22 protein-coding genes are annotated in these 18,148 nt (G+C 44.3%); 4 read left to right on the top strand and 18 right to left on the bottom strand.

The window, feature by feature from the left end; genetic code table 11:
- Nucleotides 1–43 precede the first annotated feature (43 nt).
- The 3 genes from AC0L6N_RS16825 to rsmI all read right to left on the bottom strand — a co-directional run bounded on the left by AC0L6N_RS16825 (nucleotide 44) and on the right by rsmI (nucleotide 2,184).
- Nucleotides 44–697, bottom strand: coding sequence for a 2OG-Fe(II) oxygenase (locus AC0L6N_RS16825; protein ID WP_473476175.1), 654 nt, complete (start codon nucleotides 695–697; stop codon nucleotides 44–46).
- Between the two features lie 75 nt (nucleotides 698–772).
- Nucleotides 773–1,270, bottom strand: coding sequence for a hypothetical protein (locus AC0L6N_RS16830; protein WP_473476177.1), 498 nt, complete (start codon nucleotides 1,268–1,270; stop codon nucleotides 773–775).
- Between the two features lie 68 nt (nucleotides 1,271–1,338).
- On the bottom strand, nucleotides 1,339–2,184 hold the full coding sequence (gene rsmI / locus AC0L6N_RS16835) for a 16S rRNA (cytidine(1402)-2'-O)-methyltransferase (RefSeq protein ID WP_473476179.1): 846 nt from the start codon (nucleotides 2,182–2,184) through the stop codon (nucleotides 1,339–1,341).
- A 152-nt stretch (nucleotides 2,185–2,336) separates the two neighbouring features.
- On the opposite strand from rsmI, the gene AC0L6N_RS16840 reads away from it, so the two are divergent.
- Genes AC0L6N_RS16840 through dolP form a run of 4 tightly spaced genes read left to right on the top strand, consistent with a single transcriptional unit; the run spans nucleotide 2,337 to nucleotide 5,874 of the window.
- The gene (locus tag AC0L6N_RS16840; protein ID WP_473476182.1) at nucleotides 2,337–4,313 is read left to right on the top strand and encodes a penicillin-binding protein activator; all 1,977 of its coding nucleotides are present in this window, start codon (nucleotides 2,337–2,339) and stop codon (nucleotides 4,311–4,313) included.
- The gene (locus AC0L6N_RS16845; protein ID WP_041714081.1) at nucleotides 4,300–4,674 is read left to right on the top strand and encodes a YraN family protein; all 375 of its coding nucleotides are present in this window, start codon (nucleotides 4,300–4,302) and stop codon (nucleotides 4,672–4,674) included. The genes AC0L6N_RS16840 and AC0L6N_RS16845 overlap by 14 nt, the downstream gene beginning before the upstream one ends.
- A 23-nt stretch (nucleotides 4,675–4,697) precedes the next feature.
- Complete coding sequence (locus tag AC0L6N_RS16850; protein ID WP_011576419.1) at nucleotides 4,698–5,291, top strand: phosphoheptose isomerase; 594 nt, start codon at nucleotides 4,698–4,700, stop codon at nucleotides 5,289–5,291.
- Between the two features lie 4 nt (nucleotides 5,292–5,295).
- The gene (dolP, locus tag AC0L6N_RS16855) at nucleotides 5,296–5,874 is read left to right on the top strand and encodes a division/outer membrane stress-associated lipid-binding lipoprotein (protein WP_473476185.1); all 579 of its coding nucleotides are present in this window, start codon (nucleotides 5,296–5,298) and stop codon (nucleotides 5,872–5,874) included.
- A 291-nt stretch (nucleotides 5,875–6,165) separates the two neighbouring features.
- Here the strand turns inward: dolP and AC0L6N_RS16860 are convergent, their stop codons facing one another.
- The 15 genes from AC0L6N_RS16860 to AC0L6N_RS16930 form a co-directional block, all read right to left on the bottom strand.
- Nucleotides 6,166–6,591: a ClpXP protease specificity-enhancing factor gene (locus AC0L6N_RS16860; RefSeq protein ID WP_011576421.1), complete on the bottom strand. Its 426-nt coding sequence runs from the start codon at nucleotides 6,589–6,591 to the stop codon at nucleotides 6,166–6,168.
- Nucleotides 6,592–6,605: 14 nt separating this feature from the next.
- Entirely contained in the window at nucleotides 6,606–7,238 is a 633-nt protein-coding gene (sspA, locus tag AC0L6N_RS16865; RefSeq protein WP_011576422.1) for a stringent starvation protein SspA, read from the bottom strand.
- 193 nt (nucleotides 7,239–7,431) lie between these two features.
- Entirely contained in the window at nucleotides 7,432–8,166 is a 735-nt protein-coding gene (locus AC0L6N_RS16870; protein WP_473476189.1) for a cytochrome c1, read from the bottom strand.
- A complete protein-coding gene (locus AC0L6N_RS16875; protein WP_473476191.1) occupies nucleotides 8,163–9,431 on the bottom strand; it encodes a cytochrome b in 1,269 nt (422 codons plus the stop codon). The genes AC0L6N_RS16870 and AC0L6N_RS16875 overlap by 4 nt, the downstream gene beginning before the upstream one ends.
- A 1-nt stretch (nucleotide 9,432) precedes the next feature.
- Nucleotides 9,433–10,065 (bottom strand): ubiquinol-cytochrome c reductase iron-sulfur subunit, encoded by a 633-nt coding sequence (gene petA, locus AC0L6N_RS16880; protein WP_006991014.1) that lies wholly within the window; start codon nucleotides 10,063–10,065, stop codon nucleotides 9,433–9,435.
- Nucleotides 10,066–10,322: 257 nt separating this feature from the next.
- Nucleotides 10,323–10,715: a 30S ribosomal protein S9 gene (gene rpsI, locus AC0L6N_RS16885; protein WP_006991013.1), complete on the bottom strand. Its 393-nt coding sequence runs from the start codon at nucleotides 10,713–10,715 to the stop codon at nucleotides 10,323–10,325.
- 12 nt (nucleotides 10,716–10,727) lie between these two features.
- Entirely contained in the window at nucleotides 10,728–11,156 is a 429-nt protein-coding gene (rplM, locus tag AC0L6N_RS16890) for a 50S ribosomal protein L13 (protein ID WP_006991012.1), read from the bottom strand.
- 318 nt (nucleotides 11,157–11,474) lie between these two features.
- Nucleotides 11,475–12,062: a CBS domain-containing protein gene (locus tag AC0L6N_RS16895; protein ID WP_011576425.1), complete on the bottom strand. Its 588-nt coding sequence runs from the start codon at nucleotides 12,060–12,062 to the stop codon at nucleotides 11,475–11,477.
- Between the two features lie 107 nt (nucleotides 12,063–12,169).
- Complete coding sequence (locus AC0L6N_RS16900; protein ID WP_011576426.1) at nucleotides 12,170–12,472, bottom strand: hypothetical protein; 303 nt, start codon at nucleotides 12,470–12,472, stop codon at nucleotides 12,170–12,172.
- A 172-nt stretch (nucleotides 12,473–12,644) separates the two neighbouring features.
- A complete protein-coding gene (gene mazG / locus AC0L6N_RS16905) occupies nucleotides 12,645–13,499 on the bottom strand; it encodes a nucleoside triphosphate pyrophosphohydrolase (protein WP_473476195.1) in 855 nt (284 codons plus the stop codon).
- Nucleotides 13,499–15,661, bottom strand: coding sequence for a GTP diphosphokinase (relA, locus tag AC0L6N_RS16910; protein ID WP_473476196.1), 2,163 nt, complete (start codon nucleotides 15,659–15,661; stop codon nucleotides 13,499–13,501). Before relA ends, mazG begins: the two co-directional genes overlap by 1 nt.
- A 275-nt stretch (nucleotides 15,662–15,936) precedes the next feature.
- Complete coding sequence (acpS, locus tag AC0L6N_RS16915; protein WP_011576429.1) at nucleotides 15,937–16,317, bottom strand: holo-ACP synthase; 381 nt, start codon at nucleotides 16,315–16,317, stop codon at nucleotides 15,937–15,939.
- Nucleotides 16,318–16,331: 14 nt separating this feature from the next.
- Nucleotides 16,332–17,069, bottom strand: a complete 738-nt coding sequence (gene pdxJ / locus AC0L6N_RS16920; protein WP_473476198.1) for a pyridoxine 5'-phosphate synthase — start codon at nucleotides 17,067–17,069, stop codon at nucleotides 16,332–16,334.
- A complete protein-coding gene (gene recO, locus AC0L6N_RS16925) occupies nucleotides 17,066–17,788 on the bottom strand; it encodes a DNA repair protein RecO (RefSeq protein ID WP_473476199.1) in 723 nt (240 codons plus the stop codon). The genes pdxJ and recO overlap by 4 nt, the downstream gene beginning before the upstream one ends.
- A gap of 47 nt (nucleotides 17,789–17,835) precedes the next feature.
- On the bottom strand, nucleotides 17,836–18,117 hold the full coding sequence (locus AC0L6N_RS16930) for a hypothetical protein (protein ID WP_006991004.1): 282 nt from the start codon (nucleotides 18,115–18,117) through the stop codon (nucleotides 17,836–17,838).
- Nucleotides 18,118–18,148: the final 31 nt, after the last annotated feature.

Here is an 18,148-nt window from a genome sequence, read left to right on the forward strand (position 1 = left end):
TTTGTAATATTTAAAGCAACACAGATCTTGTATTCAAATATGTTTAGCGCGGAGGATCGATTTGTCCACCGATGCTATTGTTGGTGCGAAACCATCCCGCAATACTGTAACGATCCCTTTTAGCCGCGCGGACTTCATGGGGAAATTGCTCACTCAAAAAAATAATACATTGGTTAAAAGTAGGCTCTACTATCAAAAAAGGTGATACTTGATCATCATGAAACATAAGTAATTCCCCTCCATCAGCTTTAACCCAATCAGCGTTTAAATACACAACACTGCTAAGCAGACGATTACTGTTTCCTTTAAAAGCATCCACATGACGTCTATAAAAATCACCTGGGCCGTAATGAGCATAATGGCTTTCGTAATCGAATAATCCTAAAAATAAACGCCGATTTATCTCTATTCTCAGGTTTTCCATCAACTTTAAAAATAAGCCTTGAGATTCACTTTGACTGTTAATCCACGCAATACTGTCACTGCGCACACCGGTATTCACTTGTTGAAGTTGCTCACGGCCGATGGCTGCTTGCTTAAAGTTGAGGCGCACATCACTACTCGCTTCAAGATAAAGTGCATTTATCACCAGCTCTGGTAAAAAGTCAGAAACGACGCAGTAACCTGAAATGGTAAGCTGCTCACAGATATACACGATCACTTGCTCATTTAAGCAACCGGCTTCATGTGTTTGCATGTATTTGGAATCCTAATGGATGGCTGAAAGGCCGAGGGTTACACTCTTGCGAGCGCGCCAGTATTGGCAGTTAAATTAAATGTTACGTGTGGCTAAATAGGTTTGTAAAATGATAGAAGCATCAAAACTCGCGCGATGACGTTGCTCTCCCGTTTCAGATAAAATTCGGGACTTTGCCAAATGCCAATTATCCATTTGATGTTCATTTAATATCATTTCAAGCTGACTTAATTCGAAAGACATGCTCATGCCTGCACTCTCATATAAGCGCGATAACCATGGACTATCTACCACCCACCCATCGGAATAAACAGTGAGTCCATTCAGCAGTTGATTAAGTTCGATACATACTTGATGTACAGGCGCACCTTTTTCAAGCAACATACTCCGACTGATGCCATGTAGCCCTTGTGCCTCTTTGCTCCAATGTTGCCAGTCATTCTGCGGGCGAATAAGTCGGCAGAAGCGTGTATCTGGGTCCAGTGCAACGCCCACTTCAATAGGATAACTACTGGCACCAAATCCGCTTGCCTCAATGTCGAGGATGATAGGTGAAATCATACTACTGCGCACTAAATTTAGACTCCTCCATTCATACCTTCCAACGCCACTTCCATGCTAAGAGTTTTTGTACAATAACGTTATGACTCACTGCCAAACTCTAAACCAATTTGATACAAGGTATTCTTTTTTAAGCCATATTGCTGGGCAACAATGGCAGCCGCTTTCTTGGGTGGCAATTCAGCCATCAATAACTTAAGCAACTTCAATGCCTCTTCTGGAATATCACTTACATCAGATTTATGTCCCGCAATCATCAGCACAAACTCACCTCGTTGATGATTCGAATCCGCATGCAACCACTCAAGGGCTTCACCTGCCGTACCTGAATAGAAGGTCTCGAAGGTCTTACTCAGCTCTTTGGCTACCACCACCTTGCGTTCAGCCCTTAGCACATCAACAACAGCCTGTACGGTATCAGCAATTCTGCGCGGGGATTCATAAAATACGCTGGTAGCAGTTTCACGCTCTATCGACTCTAGCGCTTGAATTTTTGCTTGTTGCTTGGCCGGCAAAAAGCCTTCGAAACGAAATCTGTCGGTAGCGAGTCCTGCCCCACTTAATGCTGTGATTGCCGCGCATGCACCAGGTAAAGGGATTACATCAACACGGTTTGCCCTACATTGATTCACCAATCCGTAACCCGGATCGCTAATTAGCGGCGTGCCCGCATCAGAGATAAGCGCAATATTTAAACCTTGTTGCAACTTTTCAATTAATTGTGCCGCCCGCTGAGTTTCGTTGTGATCATGTAATGAAATTAAGCGTGTGGATATATCAAAGTGCTGCATGAGTTTTTGGCTATGACGCGTATCTTCTGCCGCAATCAAATCCACCTCATTTAAGGTACGAATTGCGCGCAGAGTAATATCTTCTAAATTACCGATAGGAGTAGGAACGATGAAGAGCTTTCCGAAATTTGCCACTTTGTATGCCTTTTAAATATGTCGTTGGACATTGATGCCGCTATTTTACCTTGTAACGTCCCATTTCTCTAAGCTCTGAGTAGGTAGATATTTATCAGCGTTGGTATAAACTAACGGGCGAATTATCAAGATGTTAAGTGAGTGCACTGTAAATGAAATTAATCAGGTCGGTAGTGGTTGTTAGCCTAGTCGTTTTTATGGCCTCCTGTGCAGATACGCCGAACAAAAAAAACACGGTAAAACGACCAGATATCAAGGTAGTGCAACCAGACCGTGAGCTTAACAGTCAATATTACCTAAACCAAGCGCAACGTCAGTTTGCCGAGACGGGTGACACTACTCAGCGTAATAGATTGATATTGCAAGCCGCGTCTGTTTTACAGCAAGAAGATAATTGCAATGCCAGTATAAAGTTGCTTAATATCCTTACGCCTGAACTTATTCACCCTGACCTTCAATCTGAAGCTCAATTGCTGTTGGCACAGTGTTATATGCAGCTGCCTACCCCCGCGGTATCCCAAGCACAAAAGCTTGTAAATAAATTGCTTAAAAGCAAACATGAGTCAGCTCAGCTCAGTGAATTACAGGCCCTTATTGACGAACAGCAACATGCTTGGTTAGCCGCGAGTGAAAATTTATTAGCCGCTGGCAACCTCAATCAAGAAAATAGCCTTAGATTATGGCGGGCGATTGGCAATCTAACCAACAAGCAAGAAAAGCAAGCCGTGATAGATGAGCCCAGGCTCAAGTCATGGGTTGAACTTAAAACGATTATTCAACAGCTAGGCACGCAGCCTCAAAGACTAAAAGTTCAGGTCAATCAGTGGCAAAATAAGCATTCATCCCACCCCTTATCTGAGGTACTCCCTGAGGCGTTAGTCAACGCCATGGAGCAAGACACTATAACGCCTAAGCGAGTGGCGGTATTGCTACCGCTAACAGGTAGGCTTTCTAGCCAAGGGAACGCAATTAAAGACGGAATTATTGCAGCGTACCTAGCGCATTTGAATAGCGCGTCAACGTCAAACAGCCAAGCTTCAACCCAGAACATTGAATTACAGTTTTTTGATTCAGCCTTAAAAACACCCGAGGAGTTGAGTGAACAGGTCACTGACTACGATACGATTATTGGGCCGCTACTAAAAGAGAAGATTGCTCAATTAATAGCGTTGTTACCAGCCAATAAATCGGTATTAGCGCTAAATCGTATTGACTCTATTATCGAAAATAAAACGACGGACAATGCACTAGTCAATAACGTCATTGTGGATCAAGCAGTGCCGGCAGAATACATAACACTGCCAGATGTTGATAACGCGTTTGAAACACTTCCCGCAGCATCGCCAGAAGTGTTTTACTTTTCACTAGCTCCTGAAGATGAAGCCATTCAATTGGCTAAGCACATCCATGACCTAGGCCTGCGTCACCCCATAGTATTAGCGGCTGACACCAGTACCACCCAGCGCATGTCTGAGGCTTTCATTCAACAATGGCAACAGAATGACCAACAACAAGATTACGTTGTCCCCGCAACAGGCACCTTTACCGATAGTAAAAATATGCGCAAGTTGGTGTCTGAGTTATTAGATGTAGCCCAAAGCCGCCAGCGCGTGAAACAAATAGAACTACTTACCACCAGTGAAGTGTACGCAGTAGAGCGCAATCGCCGGGATGTAGATGCGATAATTTTGTTTGCCAACCCGGAACAGACTGAATTACTTAACCCTATTATTGAGTCGAGCTTGAGTCCTTTCGCCGCTCGCGAAATCTCCGTTTTCGCCTCATCAAGAAGTTACACCCTGGAATTAAACAAAAACAGTATTCGAGATTTACGCAATTTAACCTTTATTGATATGCCATGGATGATGCCCAATAACCCATGGCAAGACTTAGCAAATGATACCCAGGCCTTATGGCCTCAAACCCAAGATAGTTTGTTACGTCTATTTGCTCTTGGTTACGATGCCTATAACCTAGTGCCTAAGCTGCGCCATTTGAAACTCCTGCCGATCACTTCGGTAAAAGGCTTAAGTGGCGAGTTAAGTATCAGTGCGGATGGGGAAGTTCACCGCGTATTGCCCTGGGCGAAAGTAGCGCAAGACCGGGTCATCCCCATTGCCATGGACTAACCCGTTGCGCTCTTTAATGAAGGGCGCGCAAGGCGAAGCCCAGGCATTAGCTTATTTAAAGCAGCAAGGGCTTACGTTAGTGACGCAAAATTACCGCTGCCGAAGCGGCGAAATTGATATCATCATGCGCGACCATCAAGAACTGGTCTTCGTTGAGGTCAAATACCGTAGCGGACAACAGTTTGGCAGCGCAGTGGAGTTTTTTCATCCCCACAAACGACGTAAATTCGAGTCTGCTATACAGCATTACATGCTAGACAATAAGCTGAATCCTTCGTTAATCGCCCATAGAATTGATATAGTCGGCATAGATGTATTAAGTAACAACAATGATAAAATCAGTTGGTTAAAGTATGTATAACAACAACGCGCACTGGAGCATGAATGTTAGAGAGTGTTAAAGCCAATTTTACCGAGAGCATTCAAACTATGATTGCTTCGTTAGAAGAACTACCTGAGCCCATTGCACTTGCCACGCAAATGATGGTTAATGCACTTATCAACGGAAATAAAATACTGTCTTGCGGTAACGGTGGTTCAGCAGCCCATGCCCAAAGTTTTGCTTCTCAAATGCTGAATCGATACGAGCGAGAGAGACCTAGCTTACCCGCCATTGCGCTAAGCACAGACACCTCAACTATGACGTCTATTGCCAATGACTACAGCTATGACGAAGTGTTTTCTAAACAGGTACGCGCCCTAGGGCAAACAGGCGATATACTACTGGCCATATCACCTAATGGCGCCTCTAGAAGCGTTATTAGCGCCATGGAGGCCGCTTTGAGTCGCGATATGACCATTGTTGCGTTAACTGGGCTGGATGGCGGTGAAATGGCAGGGTTACTTGGCCCGAATGACGTGGAAATCCGTGTTCCATCAAGTCGCGCCGTGCGTATTCACGAAGTACATTTATTGGTTATCCATAACTTATGCGAAGGGGTAGACGATTGTCTTTTCCCAGAAACTTCACAGGAATAATGACGTGTTAAATTATCATCCTAAATTACTTATCAGTACATTGTTAGCCCTTAGCCTTCTACAAGGCTGCGCTGCATTAGTGGTAGGCGCTGGGGTCGGTGCGGCTTCTGCTGCCCACGATCGTCGTTCATTAGGCACTCAGCTTGACGATAAAACCGTTTCAAGTCGTATCTCTATCGCCTTGTCTGACAATAAAGCTATTGACGAGCAAGCGAATATCCATGTTCACGTTTTTAACGGATCCGTCTTGTTAGTCGGACAAGCACCGAATGAAGCCTTGATCAATCAAGCCCAAGTGGCCGCGACATCTGTGAAAAATATAGAAAAATTGCACAATCAAATTCGACTGGGCTCGCCAGTTTCAGCCAGCACCACCACCCATGACGTATGGCTAACCTCTAAAATCAAAGCCAACCTAGTGGCAGACAAACGGATAGACGGCTTCCACATTCATGTGGCGGTTGAAAACTCCGAGGTTTTCCTAATGGGTTTGGTTAGCACTAAAGAAGCAGAAATAGCAGCCACAGTGGCGCGTAGTATTGATGGCGTGAAACAAGTCATTAAAGCATTTGAATACCTCTAGCAGTACATAACGGCTACATTAAAAGCGCTGCCTGATAAATCCATGGAGCGCTTTACATCGGCCTCATAAGGTACTTTTTACTTTGTTTCGTAGCTATTTTTTAAACCTTTACTGTTACGTCATTCAAGCGCCTTGACTAAGTCCTTTTAAGTTTTTCCCGGAGAAGTGAATTGTTCACTGGAATTAGTATTGGGCTCTCATGTGTTCAAGCAAGAGCACTGGCATGCCAGCTGTCGAACAATAGACACAAAAAAAGGTGCCTTTTGGCACCTTTTTTTAATGTGTAACACTTTACTTAACAATGGTTAAATTGGGCTTACCCTTTTTACTTGGGGCTGGCGCCTTTTCCGGTGAATCTGATGATTGAACGGGTGTTGGCGTTAAATCACTGCCGTCGCCCTCAAAATCGTCTTCAGGTGTAAACACCGTACCTGCACCATTTTCTTTGGCGTAAATCGCCAAAACCGCCTTACATGGAACAACGATATTACGTGGCACACCGCCGAAACGAGCATCAAAGGTAATCTCGTCGTTGCCTAGTAACAACTTACCACAAGAGGCGGGAGAAACATTAAGTACTATCTGACCATCACGAACATGTTCTTGTGGCACTAATGTACCTGAAACATGTGCATCAACCACGATATAAGGCGTCAAATTGTTATCCACAATCCATTCGTAGAATGCACGGAGTAAATAAGGCTGATTTGATGTCATATTGTCATTTCCCACTAAAGAGGGTTATGAATTTCGCGTTCTTGGTCCGTCAAAGATGCTTTGAACGAACTTCTTTCGAAAATGCGATTCATATAAGTGCGTACATCTTTTGCGCCAGTGCCCGTCAATTCAATACCAAGAGACGGCAAACGCCACAATAATGGAGCAAGATAACAATCTACAAGACTGAATTCTTCACTCATAAAGAACGGCGTCTCTGCGAACAATGGTGCCAAGCTCAACAACGCTTCACGCAATTCATTACGTGCAGCGGCTACATCGCCTTTACCCGCTAGAATTTGCTCAGCAAGTACATACCAATCATTCTGAATACGGTGCATAGTCAAGCGGCTTTGGCCACGAGATACAGGATATACAGGCATCAATGGAGGGTGAGGAAAACGCTCGTCCAAATATTCCATGATGATATGAGAATTATAAAGTACCAATTCTCTGTCAACCAAGGTTGGTACCGTGCCATAAGGATTTAAATCAATTAAATCTTCAGACAAGTTGTTTTTCTCGATATAGCTGATTTCTACTCCAACACCTTTTTCAGCAAGTACGATACGCACTTGATGACTATAGATATCAATGGTGTCTGAGAACAACGTCATGATAGAACGTTTATTTGTGGCTACAGCCATTAAGCTTCCTCCTAAATTCAGATACCCAGCTGTTTATATTTACAATAAAGCTTGCTGAAATATCCAATATTACTGTTTTTGCACCCTGCTTGAGGCTGCATTAACAGCAAAACGGTAAATTAATCTACCAGTGATAAGAAAGGGGCACGGGGCCCCTTAAAATTTTGCGGATTATACATTAACTTTTGTAGAATTAATGCACATCTCTCCAATAATCTTTCTTCAATAAGTAAATAAGTACGAAGAACACCAACAAGAATATTAAGACCCAGCGACCGATACTCTCAGACTCTAAGCGTGAAGGCTCACCGGTGTAAACCAGGTAGTTCACTAAGTCCAAAACGGCACTGTCATATTCTTCTGGGCTCAATTCCCCAGAACCATCAGATTTGATACCTACATAGCGTTCGACCATTTCGCCGTCGACCATATGCTCTTCAGTCGTCTTGCGAGGAACACCTTGCAACTCTTGCAATACATGTGGCATACCCACTTCAGGGAACACTAGGTTATTCACACCAAACGGACGACTCTCGTCGACGTAGAACGTACGTAGATAGGTATACAACCAATCAGCACCACGTACACGAGCTACCAGAGTCAAATCTGGAGGCGGCGCACCGAACCACTTAGCTGCAGCATCAGCAGGCATACCATTTTTAATATACTCGCCGGGCTTTTCGCCTGTGAACTGTAAGTTCTCTTGACCAAGCTCAACAGGGATACCTAAATCTTCGAACGCACGCTGATAACGTTGGTACTGCATTTGGTGACAACCCAAACAGTAGTTCTGAAAGATCTTGGCGCCGTTTTGCAACGATGCCTTGTCTGTTAAGTCGTAGTCAGCGGTGTCTAAGTGAGCACCGCCGCCTGCTGCGAATACTGCATTTGGCAATAAAAATGCTAAAACGAGTATTAACTTCTTCATCCTGTAATCCTCGCTGGAACTGGCTTGGTTCTTTCGTTTTTACTGTATATCCACAATAAGAAGAAAAAGCCGAAATACATTATGGTCAAAATTTGCGAAGCAATAATTTTCCACGCTTCTTGAGGTGTACCACCTAGGTAGCCTAGGAAGATAAACACGCCGGCAAATACGAGCAGGTTCCAACGGTGCAAGCCACAGCGGTAACGCCAAGACTTAACTCGTCCGCGGTCAATCCAAGGCAATAGCGCCAATGCAACGATCGCTGCGAACATACAAATTACACCACCCAGTTTATGCGGTACGGCTTTCAAAATTGCATAGAAAGGCGTGAAATACCAAACAGGGAAAATGTGCTCAGGTGTTTTAAGCGGGTTAGCAATTTCAAAGTTAGGATGCTCTAAGAAATAGCCGCCCATTCCTGGGTTGAAGAACATGACATAGCAAAAAGCGATTAAAAACAGGCTGAACGCCACCAAGTCTTTAAGCACAATATGCGGGAAGAAAGGTACGATATCATCAATGATGTCGTACTTATCTGTGTAGTACTCATGCATCTTATATTTAGTTTTCTCGGCTTCTGTGAGTGAGCCTTTTTTACGTTTAACGTCGGTTCCATCAGGGTTGTTCGAACCCACTTCGTGAAGCGCAACAATATGCAAAAACACGAGAATAACGATAACCAGCGGTAACGCGATGACGTGCAAAGCAAAGAATCGGTTCAGCGTTGCTCCCGAGATAACATAGTCACCTTGGATCCAAATCACTAGGTCTGGGCCAATAACAGGAATAGCACTGAACAAGGATACGATAACCTGCGCTCCCCAGTAAGACATTTGCCCCCAAGGTAATACATACCCCATGAACGCTTCCGCCATCAGCGCCAAGTAGATGAACATTCCGAACAACCATAGCAACTCACGTGGTTTCTGGTAGGAACCATAAATCATGCCGCGGAACATGTGCAAATACACCACGATAAAGAACGCAGAAGCACCGGTACTGTGCATATAACGTAAGATCCAGCCATATTCTACATCACGCATGATGTATTCCACTGACGCGAATGCGCGCTCGGCTGAAGGCTCAAAACTCATGGTTAACCAAACACCAGTCACGATTTGGTTGACGAGTACGATGGTAGCTAGAAAGCCAAACACGTACCAAAAGTTCATATTACGCGGTGCAGGATATTGAATCGCATGCATGTTTGCCACACGCATAATTGGTAAGCGGTATTCAATCCAATCCATTAAATTTTTAAACATATTATGCAGCCCCTTCTTCGGAACCAATCAAAATGGTGTTGTCGTCCAAGTACATATACGGCGGAACAACCAAGTTAAGTGGTGCAGGAACGTTATTGAATACGCGACCAGCCATATCAAATTTAGAACCATGACATGGGCAATGGAAGCCTTCAGGAACGCCTTCAACGTACTCTTCAAAAGCGCCATCTTTTAGATGTTGAGGAGAGCAACCTAGGTGAGTACAGATCCCAACCAACACTGAGTATTCAGCTTTAATGGAACGATATGAATTACGAGCGAATTCAGGTTGTTGATCCTCTTCAGAATTTGGATCTTTCAATAAATCATCAATTTTGGTCAACGATTCAAGCAATTCTGGTGTACGTCTGGTGATCCAAACTGGCTTACTACGCCAAATAACGCGAATAAGCTGTCCAGGCTCGATTTTACTTATATCTGCTTCTACATCAGCACCGGCTGCTCGCGCTTTCACACTGGGGTTCCATGAACCGATGAAAGGTATAGCAGCACCTGCGACACCGACACCACCCACAACGGACGTAGCGACAGTCAAAAAGCGACGTCGATTGTTGTCTTGCGGTTGGTTTTCGGTAACAGACGAATCATTCGCATCTAATGATACATTGCTCATCCAATAATCTCCGAGGGTTGAATTTGCTCACACTTCTTTGCAAAAAAGGCTTTCAATACCTTACGAACTAAAAGAAGTTATAGTTTTGTCATTAACCGAAAATGATAAAAGAAAACCCACAATAAATACAAGGAATTCGTCAATAAAACGAAGAAATACCGAGACTTAAGAGGGAAATTTGTACAAGACGGCATTTTAGCCAAAAATAGACCAAAAAAAACCCGGCAAATAGCCGGGTTTCGAATTCATAAAAACGATTAACGTTTTGAGAACTGTGGACGCTTACGCGCTTTATGTAGACCCACTTTCTTACGCTCAACTTTACGTGCATCACGGGTTACGAAACCAGCTTTACGTAGAGAAGGACGAAGTGTCTCATCAAATTCCATCAATGCACGAGTGATACCGTGACGAATTGCGCCAGCTTGGCCGCTAATTCCGCCGCCAGCAACTGTGACGTATAGATCGAATTTTTCAGTCATCTCAACCAATTCAAGTGGTTGACGAACAATCATTCGTGCCGTTTCACGACCGAAGAATTCATCTAGAGGACGTTTGTTAACAACGATGTTACCACTACCTGCACGAAGGAAAACACGAGCGGTAGAGCTTTTGCGGCGACCAGTGCCGTAGTATTGAGTATCTGCCATTTTCTATGCTCCTTAAATGTCTAAGACTTGAGGCTGTTGAGCAGCGTGTTTATGCTCAGGACCAGCGAAGACTTTCATTTTGCGGAACATATCGCGTCCAAGAGGACCTTTTGGCAACATACCTTTAACCGCTTTTTCAATGATCATCTCTGGTTTGAAGGCTTGTAACTTCTCAAAGTTAGTCTCTTTAAGACCGCCTGGGTAACCAGTGTGAGAGTAGTACATTTTACCTTTGGCTTTGTTGCCGGTAACAACTACTTTCTCTGCGTTGATCACAACAATGTAATCCCCTGTGTCCACATGAGGTGTGTACTCAGGCTTATGCTTTCCGCGTAAACGGCTAGCAATTTCAGTCGCTAAACGACCTAGTGTTTTGTCTGCGGCGTCTACCACATACCATTCACGTTTTACCGTTTCTGGCTTTGCAACAAAAGTTTTCATCTAATATTACCCAAAAAATATATGTCTAAATGTTACGTTGTTTCTGCTATTTCAAACCGAAGTTTGCAACCTCAGAAACCGCTAAAATCAATACACTGACCCCTTCGAGTCGTACGATTCTTCCACTTTCCCAAAGTGGGTGTAACTGGGCAGGGCGCGAATTATACAGATGTTTTTACGAAACGCGAGCAGAAATTGCGCATTTTTGGCTGGGTATAGCAAGAAAAATTATCTCAATTTGTCAGTGACAACTGGCAATACGAGGAATTTGCCACACAGCAAATTCCTCGTATTGCTATTATAAAAAGTCTTGGGCTCTTAACCGTAGGCTTTAAACAATGGCGCTTCACTATAAACTTCATTAAAGATGTCAAAAAAGGTTGGGCTAACACTCAAGTTCATCGCAATTCCTAAGCCTTTTGCTAAGTCGCTGGCTGATACGATGCCACGGATCTGATGCGCTTCGCTGTCAACAACTAAACAATGCTGCAGACCGTTGGCTTTGAGCATTTCGACCAAATCACCGACACTAGAGCGTTTCAACTCTCGCAATAAAATCACTTTTAGATCTGCTTTGGTACGCATAAAGTGACGAACGCATAAGTCTGGGCGCTCAATACCAGAGGCAATGCGCTTTATTTTTTCTTGATCGTTCAAGTCGTCAAGGCTAATCACGCCGATAAACTTGTAGGCGCTATCAAGCACAATTTTCAAGCGTACTTTCTCTTCGATCATACGTTGCTCTACTTCAGAAATAGGCGTATCAGCTTGAATAACAATTGGTTTTGTTTTTTTGAAATCAGTAAACACTGACGTGGCGGGGGAATCAAGGGAAACCCCTTGAAACGTTTCAGGCCAAGCTAATTCATCTAATTGGTTTAATTCGTAAAGGGCGATGTTTTTCATGATTTTCTTCCTCCCCCAGCGTTGGGTAACCTAATGCTGGGGTGTTAATTCAATTAATTTATGTCACTGCATTGCTAAGTACAATGCGCGAACTGGATATGGATAAATTAAAGAATGGAAGGCGGGGCGCGAATACTAGTTGAACCAACGGTTTGCCCAATAGACGCCTGTGCTCCCACTGAAAAACGTGTTTGCTTGGCCTTAATGCGCAGTGTTGGATGTTTGAATCCGATATGGAGATGTTCTTCGCGGTCATCCGCTTCTTGGGATAACTGCAAAGATTGTGAGTCTAATACGTCTGACAGCAACGCACTGCGTTCGATATTTACGTTGCCACTGCTCGCCGCTCGTCCCTCAACACTGAGTAACGAGAACAACAAAGGAAATAACAGGACAAGTAACTTATTCATAATCTAACGCGGTTGATTAAACCCAACACCTCTTGAAAATAAGAATTTTATAAGATTAAATTTAAATCTACACCGAGTATGTAAAAAGTGAAATCAAAGTTTGTAACAAAGAGCAACATCGATTGTCTTTAAGCAGATTGCACAACGGTCTACATAAAGTTAAGGCAACAGATTATTTAGAAAGTTCTTTCGCCTGCTGCCAATATACTTCTAGCTCATCCAGTGATGTGTCACTAATAGCTTTCCCTTGCTCCTGCGCAATAAGCTCAACTTGCCGAAAGCGCTGCTCAAACTTATTAGACGCCTTTCGTAATGCCGTTTGGGCATCCACTTTGACGTGGCGTGCTAAATTCACCACCGAAAAGAGAACGTCACCTATTTCATCTTCAATCGCTGATTGATCAGGCGTTGGCGCATTTACTTCCACTATCACTTCATCAATTTCTTCTTGAAGTTTATCGAAGACCGGCGCCAGCTCAGGCCAATCAAAACCAAATTTCGCGCACTTTTGTTGTAGCTTTTGGGCGCGGAGTAACGGCGACATGCCTGCAGGTACGTTGGCTAGAATACTGTTGTCTGCCGTTTTACCCGCGGCGATGCGCTCTTGAGCTTTAATACTCTCCCATTGGCCTTTTTCTGCTAGCGTGACGTTGCCGTTTTCATCGGCGAAAATGTGCGGATGACGACGGCGTAACTTAGCGGATATTCCTCGTGCTATATCCTCGAAAGCAAACGCATCTTGCTCTTGTGCAATCTGGGCATAAAACACCACTTGAAAGAGTAAATCTCCCAGTTCATCACGAATATCTGCCATATCACCTTTATCGATGGCATCGGCGACTTCGTATGCTTCTTCAATCGTGTAAGGTGCAATACTGGCAAAGGTCTGTTGCTTATCCCAATCGCAACCATTAGTCGGGTCACGCAAGGTTCGCATAATGCTTAACAGTTCGCTTAACGCGCATTCATTCGCATTGCTGCCCTTGTCCTGTTGATTGTTTATCTCTGGCGCTGATTCGGGTTTCATTAGTTGTCTGTTCGCTGAACCATTGACACACCTTTTATCCCTTCAATACGACTTATGACTCGTGACAGCCCCTGCAGGTCTTTAAGCTCTAATCTTAGGGAAATCCGTGCGAGGCCGAATTTCACATCGCTTGCACTATTGACCCCTAGTAACCCAGCTTTTTCGTTGGCCAGTACAGTCGTGATATCCCGTAATAAACCGTCTCTGTCACTGCAAAACACCTGAATATAAGTCTGGAAAGAGGCATTAATATTACTTGCCCAGTCCACATCAATCTCTCGTTCAGGATGTTGCTCTAATAAGTGACTGAGTTGTTCGCAATCTTCTCTATGTACACTGACGCCGCGGCCCTGAGTGATATAACCTTGAATGGTTTCCCCCGGTAAGGGCTGGCAACAACCAGCAATCTGCGTCATCAGATTTCCTACCCCTTCCACCACAACGGTATCTTTTTTGAACTTACTCGACTGAGGTTTTTTAGGTTTAATCCGTGGATCAATTTCGGTTGGTGGCACATGCAGTTGCTGCAGATAATGCACCACTTGCATTAAGCGAATATCTCCCGCACCAATTGCTGCATACAAATCGTCTACTGTATGCATGTTATAGCGGGTACATGCCTGTGCAATGTCTTTGCTGTCGATACCGGCTTTTTGCAATTCTCGCTCAAATATTTCTTTACCCGCGGCTAAGTTTTTATCCCTGTCTTGCTTCTTAAAATAGGTATGAATTTTCGCCCTGGCACGGGATGAATGAACGTAACCAAGTCCAGGGTGCATCCAGTCGCGGCTGGGGTTGAGCTGCTTACCGGTCAAAATATCGACCTGATCACCCGTACGTAATTCGTAGGTAAATGGCACTATACGCCCACCCACTTTCGCCCCAATACACCTGTGCCCCACATTGCTGTGAATATAATAAGCAAAATCTAATGGGGTAGAACCAAGTGGTAAATCGACAACATCGCCTTTGGGCGTAAAAACATAAACACGATCATCGAATACCTGACTACGCAATTCCTCGACTAAGTCGCCGGATTCAGCTACTTCTTCTTGCCATAACAGGATTTTACGCAACCAGTTGATACGCTCTTCATAACCTGAGCGGCTGCTACTTGTACCCTCTTTGTAGCGCCAGTGAGCAGCAACACCTAGCTCTGCGTCTTGATGCATTTGCGCTGTGCGAATTTGTATCTCAATGGTCTTATCTTCTTTACCTAGCGCCACGGTGTGAATCGATTGATAACCATTGGGTTTTGGCGTTGCGATATAATCGTCAAATTCACGGGGTATATGCTGCCAATTGGAGTGCACTACACCTAACGCCCCGTAACAGTCTTGTAACCGATCGGCGATCACCCGCACGGCACGAATATCAAATAACTGCTCAAAGCTAAGGTGCTTTTTCTGCATCTTTTTCCAGATGCTATAGATATGCTTAGGTCGCCCGTACACTTTCGCCTTGATATGCTGTGCATCTAACACTGCCTGCAATTCTTCTACGAAATCTTCAATATATTGTTGACGGTCTGTGCGTCGCTCATCCAATAAATTGGCTATTTGCATGTATGTTTCTGGGCGCAGATACCGAAACGAGAGGTCTTCAAGCTCCCATTTCAATTGTCCTATCCCCAATCGGTTGGCCAGTGGTGCGTAAATATTGGAGCATTCACGAGCGACTAGAACCCGAGTTTCTTCGTCCTCATTTTTAACTTGTTGTAAGGCGCAAATTCGCTCAGCCAGTTTAATGACGACGGCTCTCACATCTTCGACCATAGCCAGCAGCATGCGTCGTACGTTATCTATTTGCTCTTCATCATTTTTACGAGCGCTGTTGGCTCTAGTATGTAAAGACTTGATGGCGTCCATACGCCTAACGCCAGTAATGAGCTTTTGAATGCCCGTACCGAAACGCTCTTCAATTTGCTCTTCAGTTAATTCATGAGTTTGGCAATAGGGGTAGACAAGCGACGCTTGAAGCGTCTCATCATCCATGTGTAATTCATGCAGAATTTCCACCATTTCTTGACCCACAAGCAATATCTCTGGGGTGTCGGACACTTCCCGTAATTTATGCTTACACACATCAGAAAGGGACAGTGAATCTAACCATTCATCGAAAGGGGGCCGTTTGGACTCATGAACTTTACGGATAGCAACCATAACGTATCCTTGTATTCAGTAACGTTAACACCCACGCGCGTGCCTAGGCTGAAAAAATGATAAATATATACAGTAAATGCGCCAACTTTACCGAACCGGGAAAGTCCTATGATAACTGGGGCGAACTTATCGTATTCGCTGCATTACTGCCGGTGCGCAGTTGAAAATTGCCGACAACGATGCCTAATACTAGCAAAAATATACTCTCATTAATGTAAATACTGCATTTTTGGTGCGCCCTATTTCACTCGCGCACCAAAACATAGCATTAAGTCTTAGGGGGACTCTAAAATGACAGTGGCAATTGCGTAATGCTGCTCATCTGAAATCGAGATATGGCTTGAGGTAATATTACGCTGCTCACATAGTTGGGCAAACTTTGCGTAGAACTTCAGAAAAGGTTGTCCTGAGGGTAAATTGTGCACTTCAACATCTTGAAAGCTAATGCCGTTACCTATGCCAATTCCTAATGCCTTGACTGCAGCTTCTTTAGCGGCAAAACGCTTAGCCAAATAGCGGGCTGGAAACGAGTGCTCGTCAAAAATAGCCAGTTCAGTAGCGGTCAATACGCGCTGTGCTAAACGATGAGAGCGCGTCAATTGCTTCTCGATACGCCCGATTTCAATTATGTCTGTGCCTAATCCCATCACCGCCATTGCGACTCTCCCATTTAGTGCCCACTGCGCGCTTCTAACATTAAACTGCGCATGTCTGACACAGCTTTGTCTAAACCATCAAATGCTGCGCGAGCAATAATGGCGTGGCCAATGTTCAACTCGATGATCTGCTTAATGGCTGCAATAGGTTTAACGTTATGATAGTGCAAACCATGCCCAGCATTGACCTTCAGTCCTTTGGCGTCAGCATATTCGATGCCAGCCACTAATTTTGCTAGTTCGGCTTCTTGCTCGGTTTCATTTTTAGCTTCAGCGTATTGGCCGGTGTGAATTTCGATATAAGGCGCATTGCACGCTACCGCAGCATCAATTTGGGCAAAATCAGCGTCAATAAATAATGAAACCAAAATGCCGGCATCACCAAGTTGCTTACACGCATCTGCTATTTTCTGTTGATTACCCACCACGTCCAATCCGCCTTCAGTGGTCAGCTCTTCACGCTTTTCAGGGACTAAACAACAGAATTCGGGTTGAGTATTAAGGGCTATTTCCACCATTTCATCAGTCACGGCCATTTCTAAATTTAACCGGGTGTTGATCGTTTGACGCAGCAGGGCGACGTCTCGGTCCATAATATGTCGTCGGTCTTCGCGTAAGTGTACCGTGATACCATCTGCCCCTGCGCGCTCAGCAATGTCAGCAGCGTGAACAGGATCCGGGTAACTCGTGCCTCGAGCGTTACGTAATGTGGCGATATGGTCGACGTTGACCCCTAAAAGAATGTCTCTCAAAGCTCTCTCCCTCTCGATTTAAAATGGGTTTGTTTAAATAACTCTCTGCTCATTAGCGGTTTACTGCCTAACAACTCCCCGAGCGTGGTTCGAGTGATGTGCTTAGCGGCTAATAAACTGTCTTTGTCCCAGTTTTCGCTGGCCACATTCAATAAACTTTGGCCTGAATAACAGCCTGACAAACGTATGTCACCTTGATATACGCAGCCAAGCTCAGGCACTATCCGGTAATATCCATTATCAGCAACAGGCTGGCCTGTATCGGCATCATGAGTAAGATCAATTCCGTAGCCTAATGCATCGAGCAGGCCTAGCTCAAAGCTACGCAAAACGGGTTCAAAGTTTGTTTGGGCTACCAAGGCATGCATACTTTGTTGATACAATACGAAAATCTCGGGGTGGGGGATCTCATCCGCCAGTACACGATTCAAAACTTCGTTCAAATACAAGGCGCAATACAAAGCTTGCCCGGCCAAGCGTATCATTGCGCCGGTGGACTCTACCTGTTGTAAGTTTTTTAATTCGGAGCGCCCTGACACCCCAATCAACAGCGACTGAAATGGTTGAAGAAGGCTCTTTTTGTCGCTTTTGCTACCGCGAACACCTTTCACAACAGCAGACACTTTACCGTTTTCTAAGGTGAAAATGTTAACCAGAAAGCTTGTTTCGCGATATGCACGTCGATGCAATACATAGCCATTGAGTTGTTCAGCTGCCACAAGATGCTCTTCAATTGCAGGAGAAAATAACCGGATTTTAAATAGTATTAAGAAACCTTTATCCTAACGACTTTCATAGCTTCAAAAGGAAACCCGGCGACATCTTCAGTGATGGGATAGTAGGTTAAATTGACCCGCGCACCTTCAAGATTTTTATATTGTTTTTTACGGCGAAAGCGAAACGGAACGTCGTAGCCTTTAATCATCAAGGTATTTACAAACCATTGATCTTCATTACGTTGCACGTGAGATTCTACGCTCATATCTTCAGAATGGGTCAACTCATCATGCTTACTAAGCAGCTTATCGATTTCCGATTTTTTTGCCATCATTGCGCCCTGTTTGCCTAAGAGTAGATAT

It is taken from the genome of Paraglaciecola sp. G1-13 (assembly GCF_055809255.1).

Bases quoted from the DNA above. Each gene is read 5' to 3' on its own strand.
- AC0L6N_RS16825 (WP_473476175.1), bottom strand. From the start codon at position 697: ATGCAAACACATGAAGCCGGTTGCTTAAATGAGCAAGTGATCGTGTAT.
- AC0L6N_RS16840 (WP_473476182.1), top strand. From the start codon at position 2,337: ATGAAATTAATCAGGTCGGTAGTGGTTGTTAGCCTAGTCGTTTTTATG.
- AC0L6N_RS16850 (WP_011576419.1), top strand. From the start codon at position 4,698: ATGTTAGAGAGTGTTAAAGCCAATTTTACCGAGAGCATTCAAACTATG.
- AC0L6N_RS16860 (WP_011576421.1), bottom strand. From the start codon at position 6,591: ATGACATCAAATCAGCCTTATTTACTCCGTGCATTCTACGAATGGATT.
- sspA (WP_011576422.1), bottom strand. From the start codon at position 7,238: ATGGCTGTAGCCACAAATAAACGTTCTATCATGACGTTGTTCTCAGAC.
- AC0L6N_RS16870 (WP_473476189.1), bottom strand. From the start codon at position 8,166: ATGAAGAAGTTAATACTCGTTTTAGCATTTTTATTGCCAAATGCAGTA.
- AC0L6N_RS16875 (WP_473476191.1), bottom strand. From the start codon at position 9,431: ATGTTTAAAAATTTAATGGATTGGATTGAATACCGCTTACCAATTATG.
- petA (WP_006991014.1), bottom strand. From the start codon at position 10,065: ATGAGCAATGTATCATTAGATGCGAATGATTCGTCTGTTACCGAAAAC.
- rpsI (WP_006991013.1), bottom strand. From the start codon at position 10,715: ATGGCAGATACTCAATACTACGGCACTGGTCGCCGCAAAAGCTCTACC.
- rplM (WP_006991012.1), bottom strand. From the start codon at position 11,156: ATGAAAACTTTTGTTGCAAAGCCAGAAACGGTAAAACGTGAATGGTAT.
- AC0L6N_RS16895 (WP_011576425.1), bottom strand. From the start codon at position 12,062: ATGAAAAACATCGCCCTTTACGAATTAAACCAATTAGATGAATTAGCT.
- AC0L6N_RS16900 (WP_011576426.1), bottom strand. From the start codon at position 12,472: ATGAATAAGTTACTTGTCCTGTTATTTCCTTTGTTGTTCTCGTTACTC.
- mazG (WP_473476195.1), bottom strand. From the start codon at position 13,499: ATGAAACCCGAATCAGCGCCAGAGATAAACAATCAACAGGACAAGGGC.
- relA (WP_473476196.1), bottom strand. From the start codon at position 15,661: ATGGTTGCTATCCGTAAAGTTCATGAGTCCAAACGGCCCCCTTTCGAT.
- acpS (WP_011576429.1), bottom strand. From the start codon at position 16,317: ATGGCGGTGATGGGATTAGGCACAGACATAATTGAAATCGGGCGTATC.
- AC0L6N_RS16930 (WP_006991004.1), bottom strand. From the start codon at position 18,117: ATGGCAAAAAAATCGGAAATCGATAAGCTGCTTAGTAAGCATGATGAG.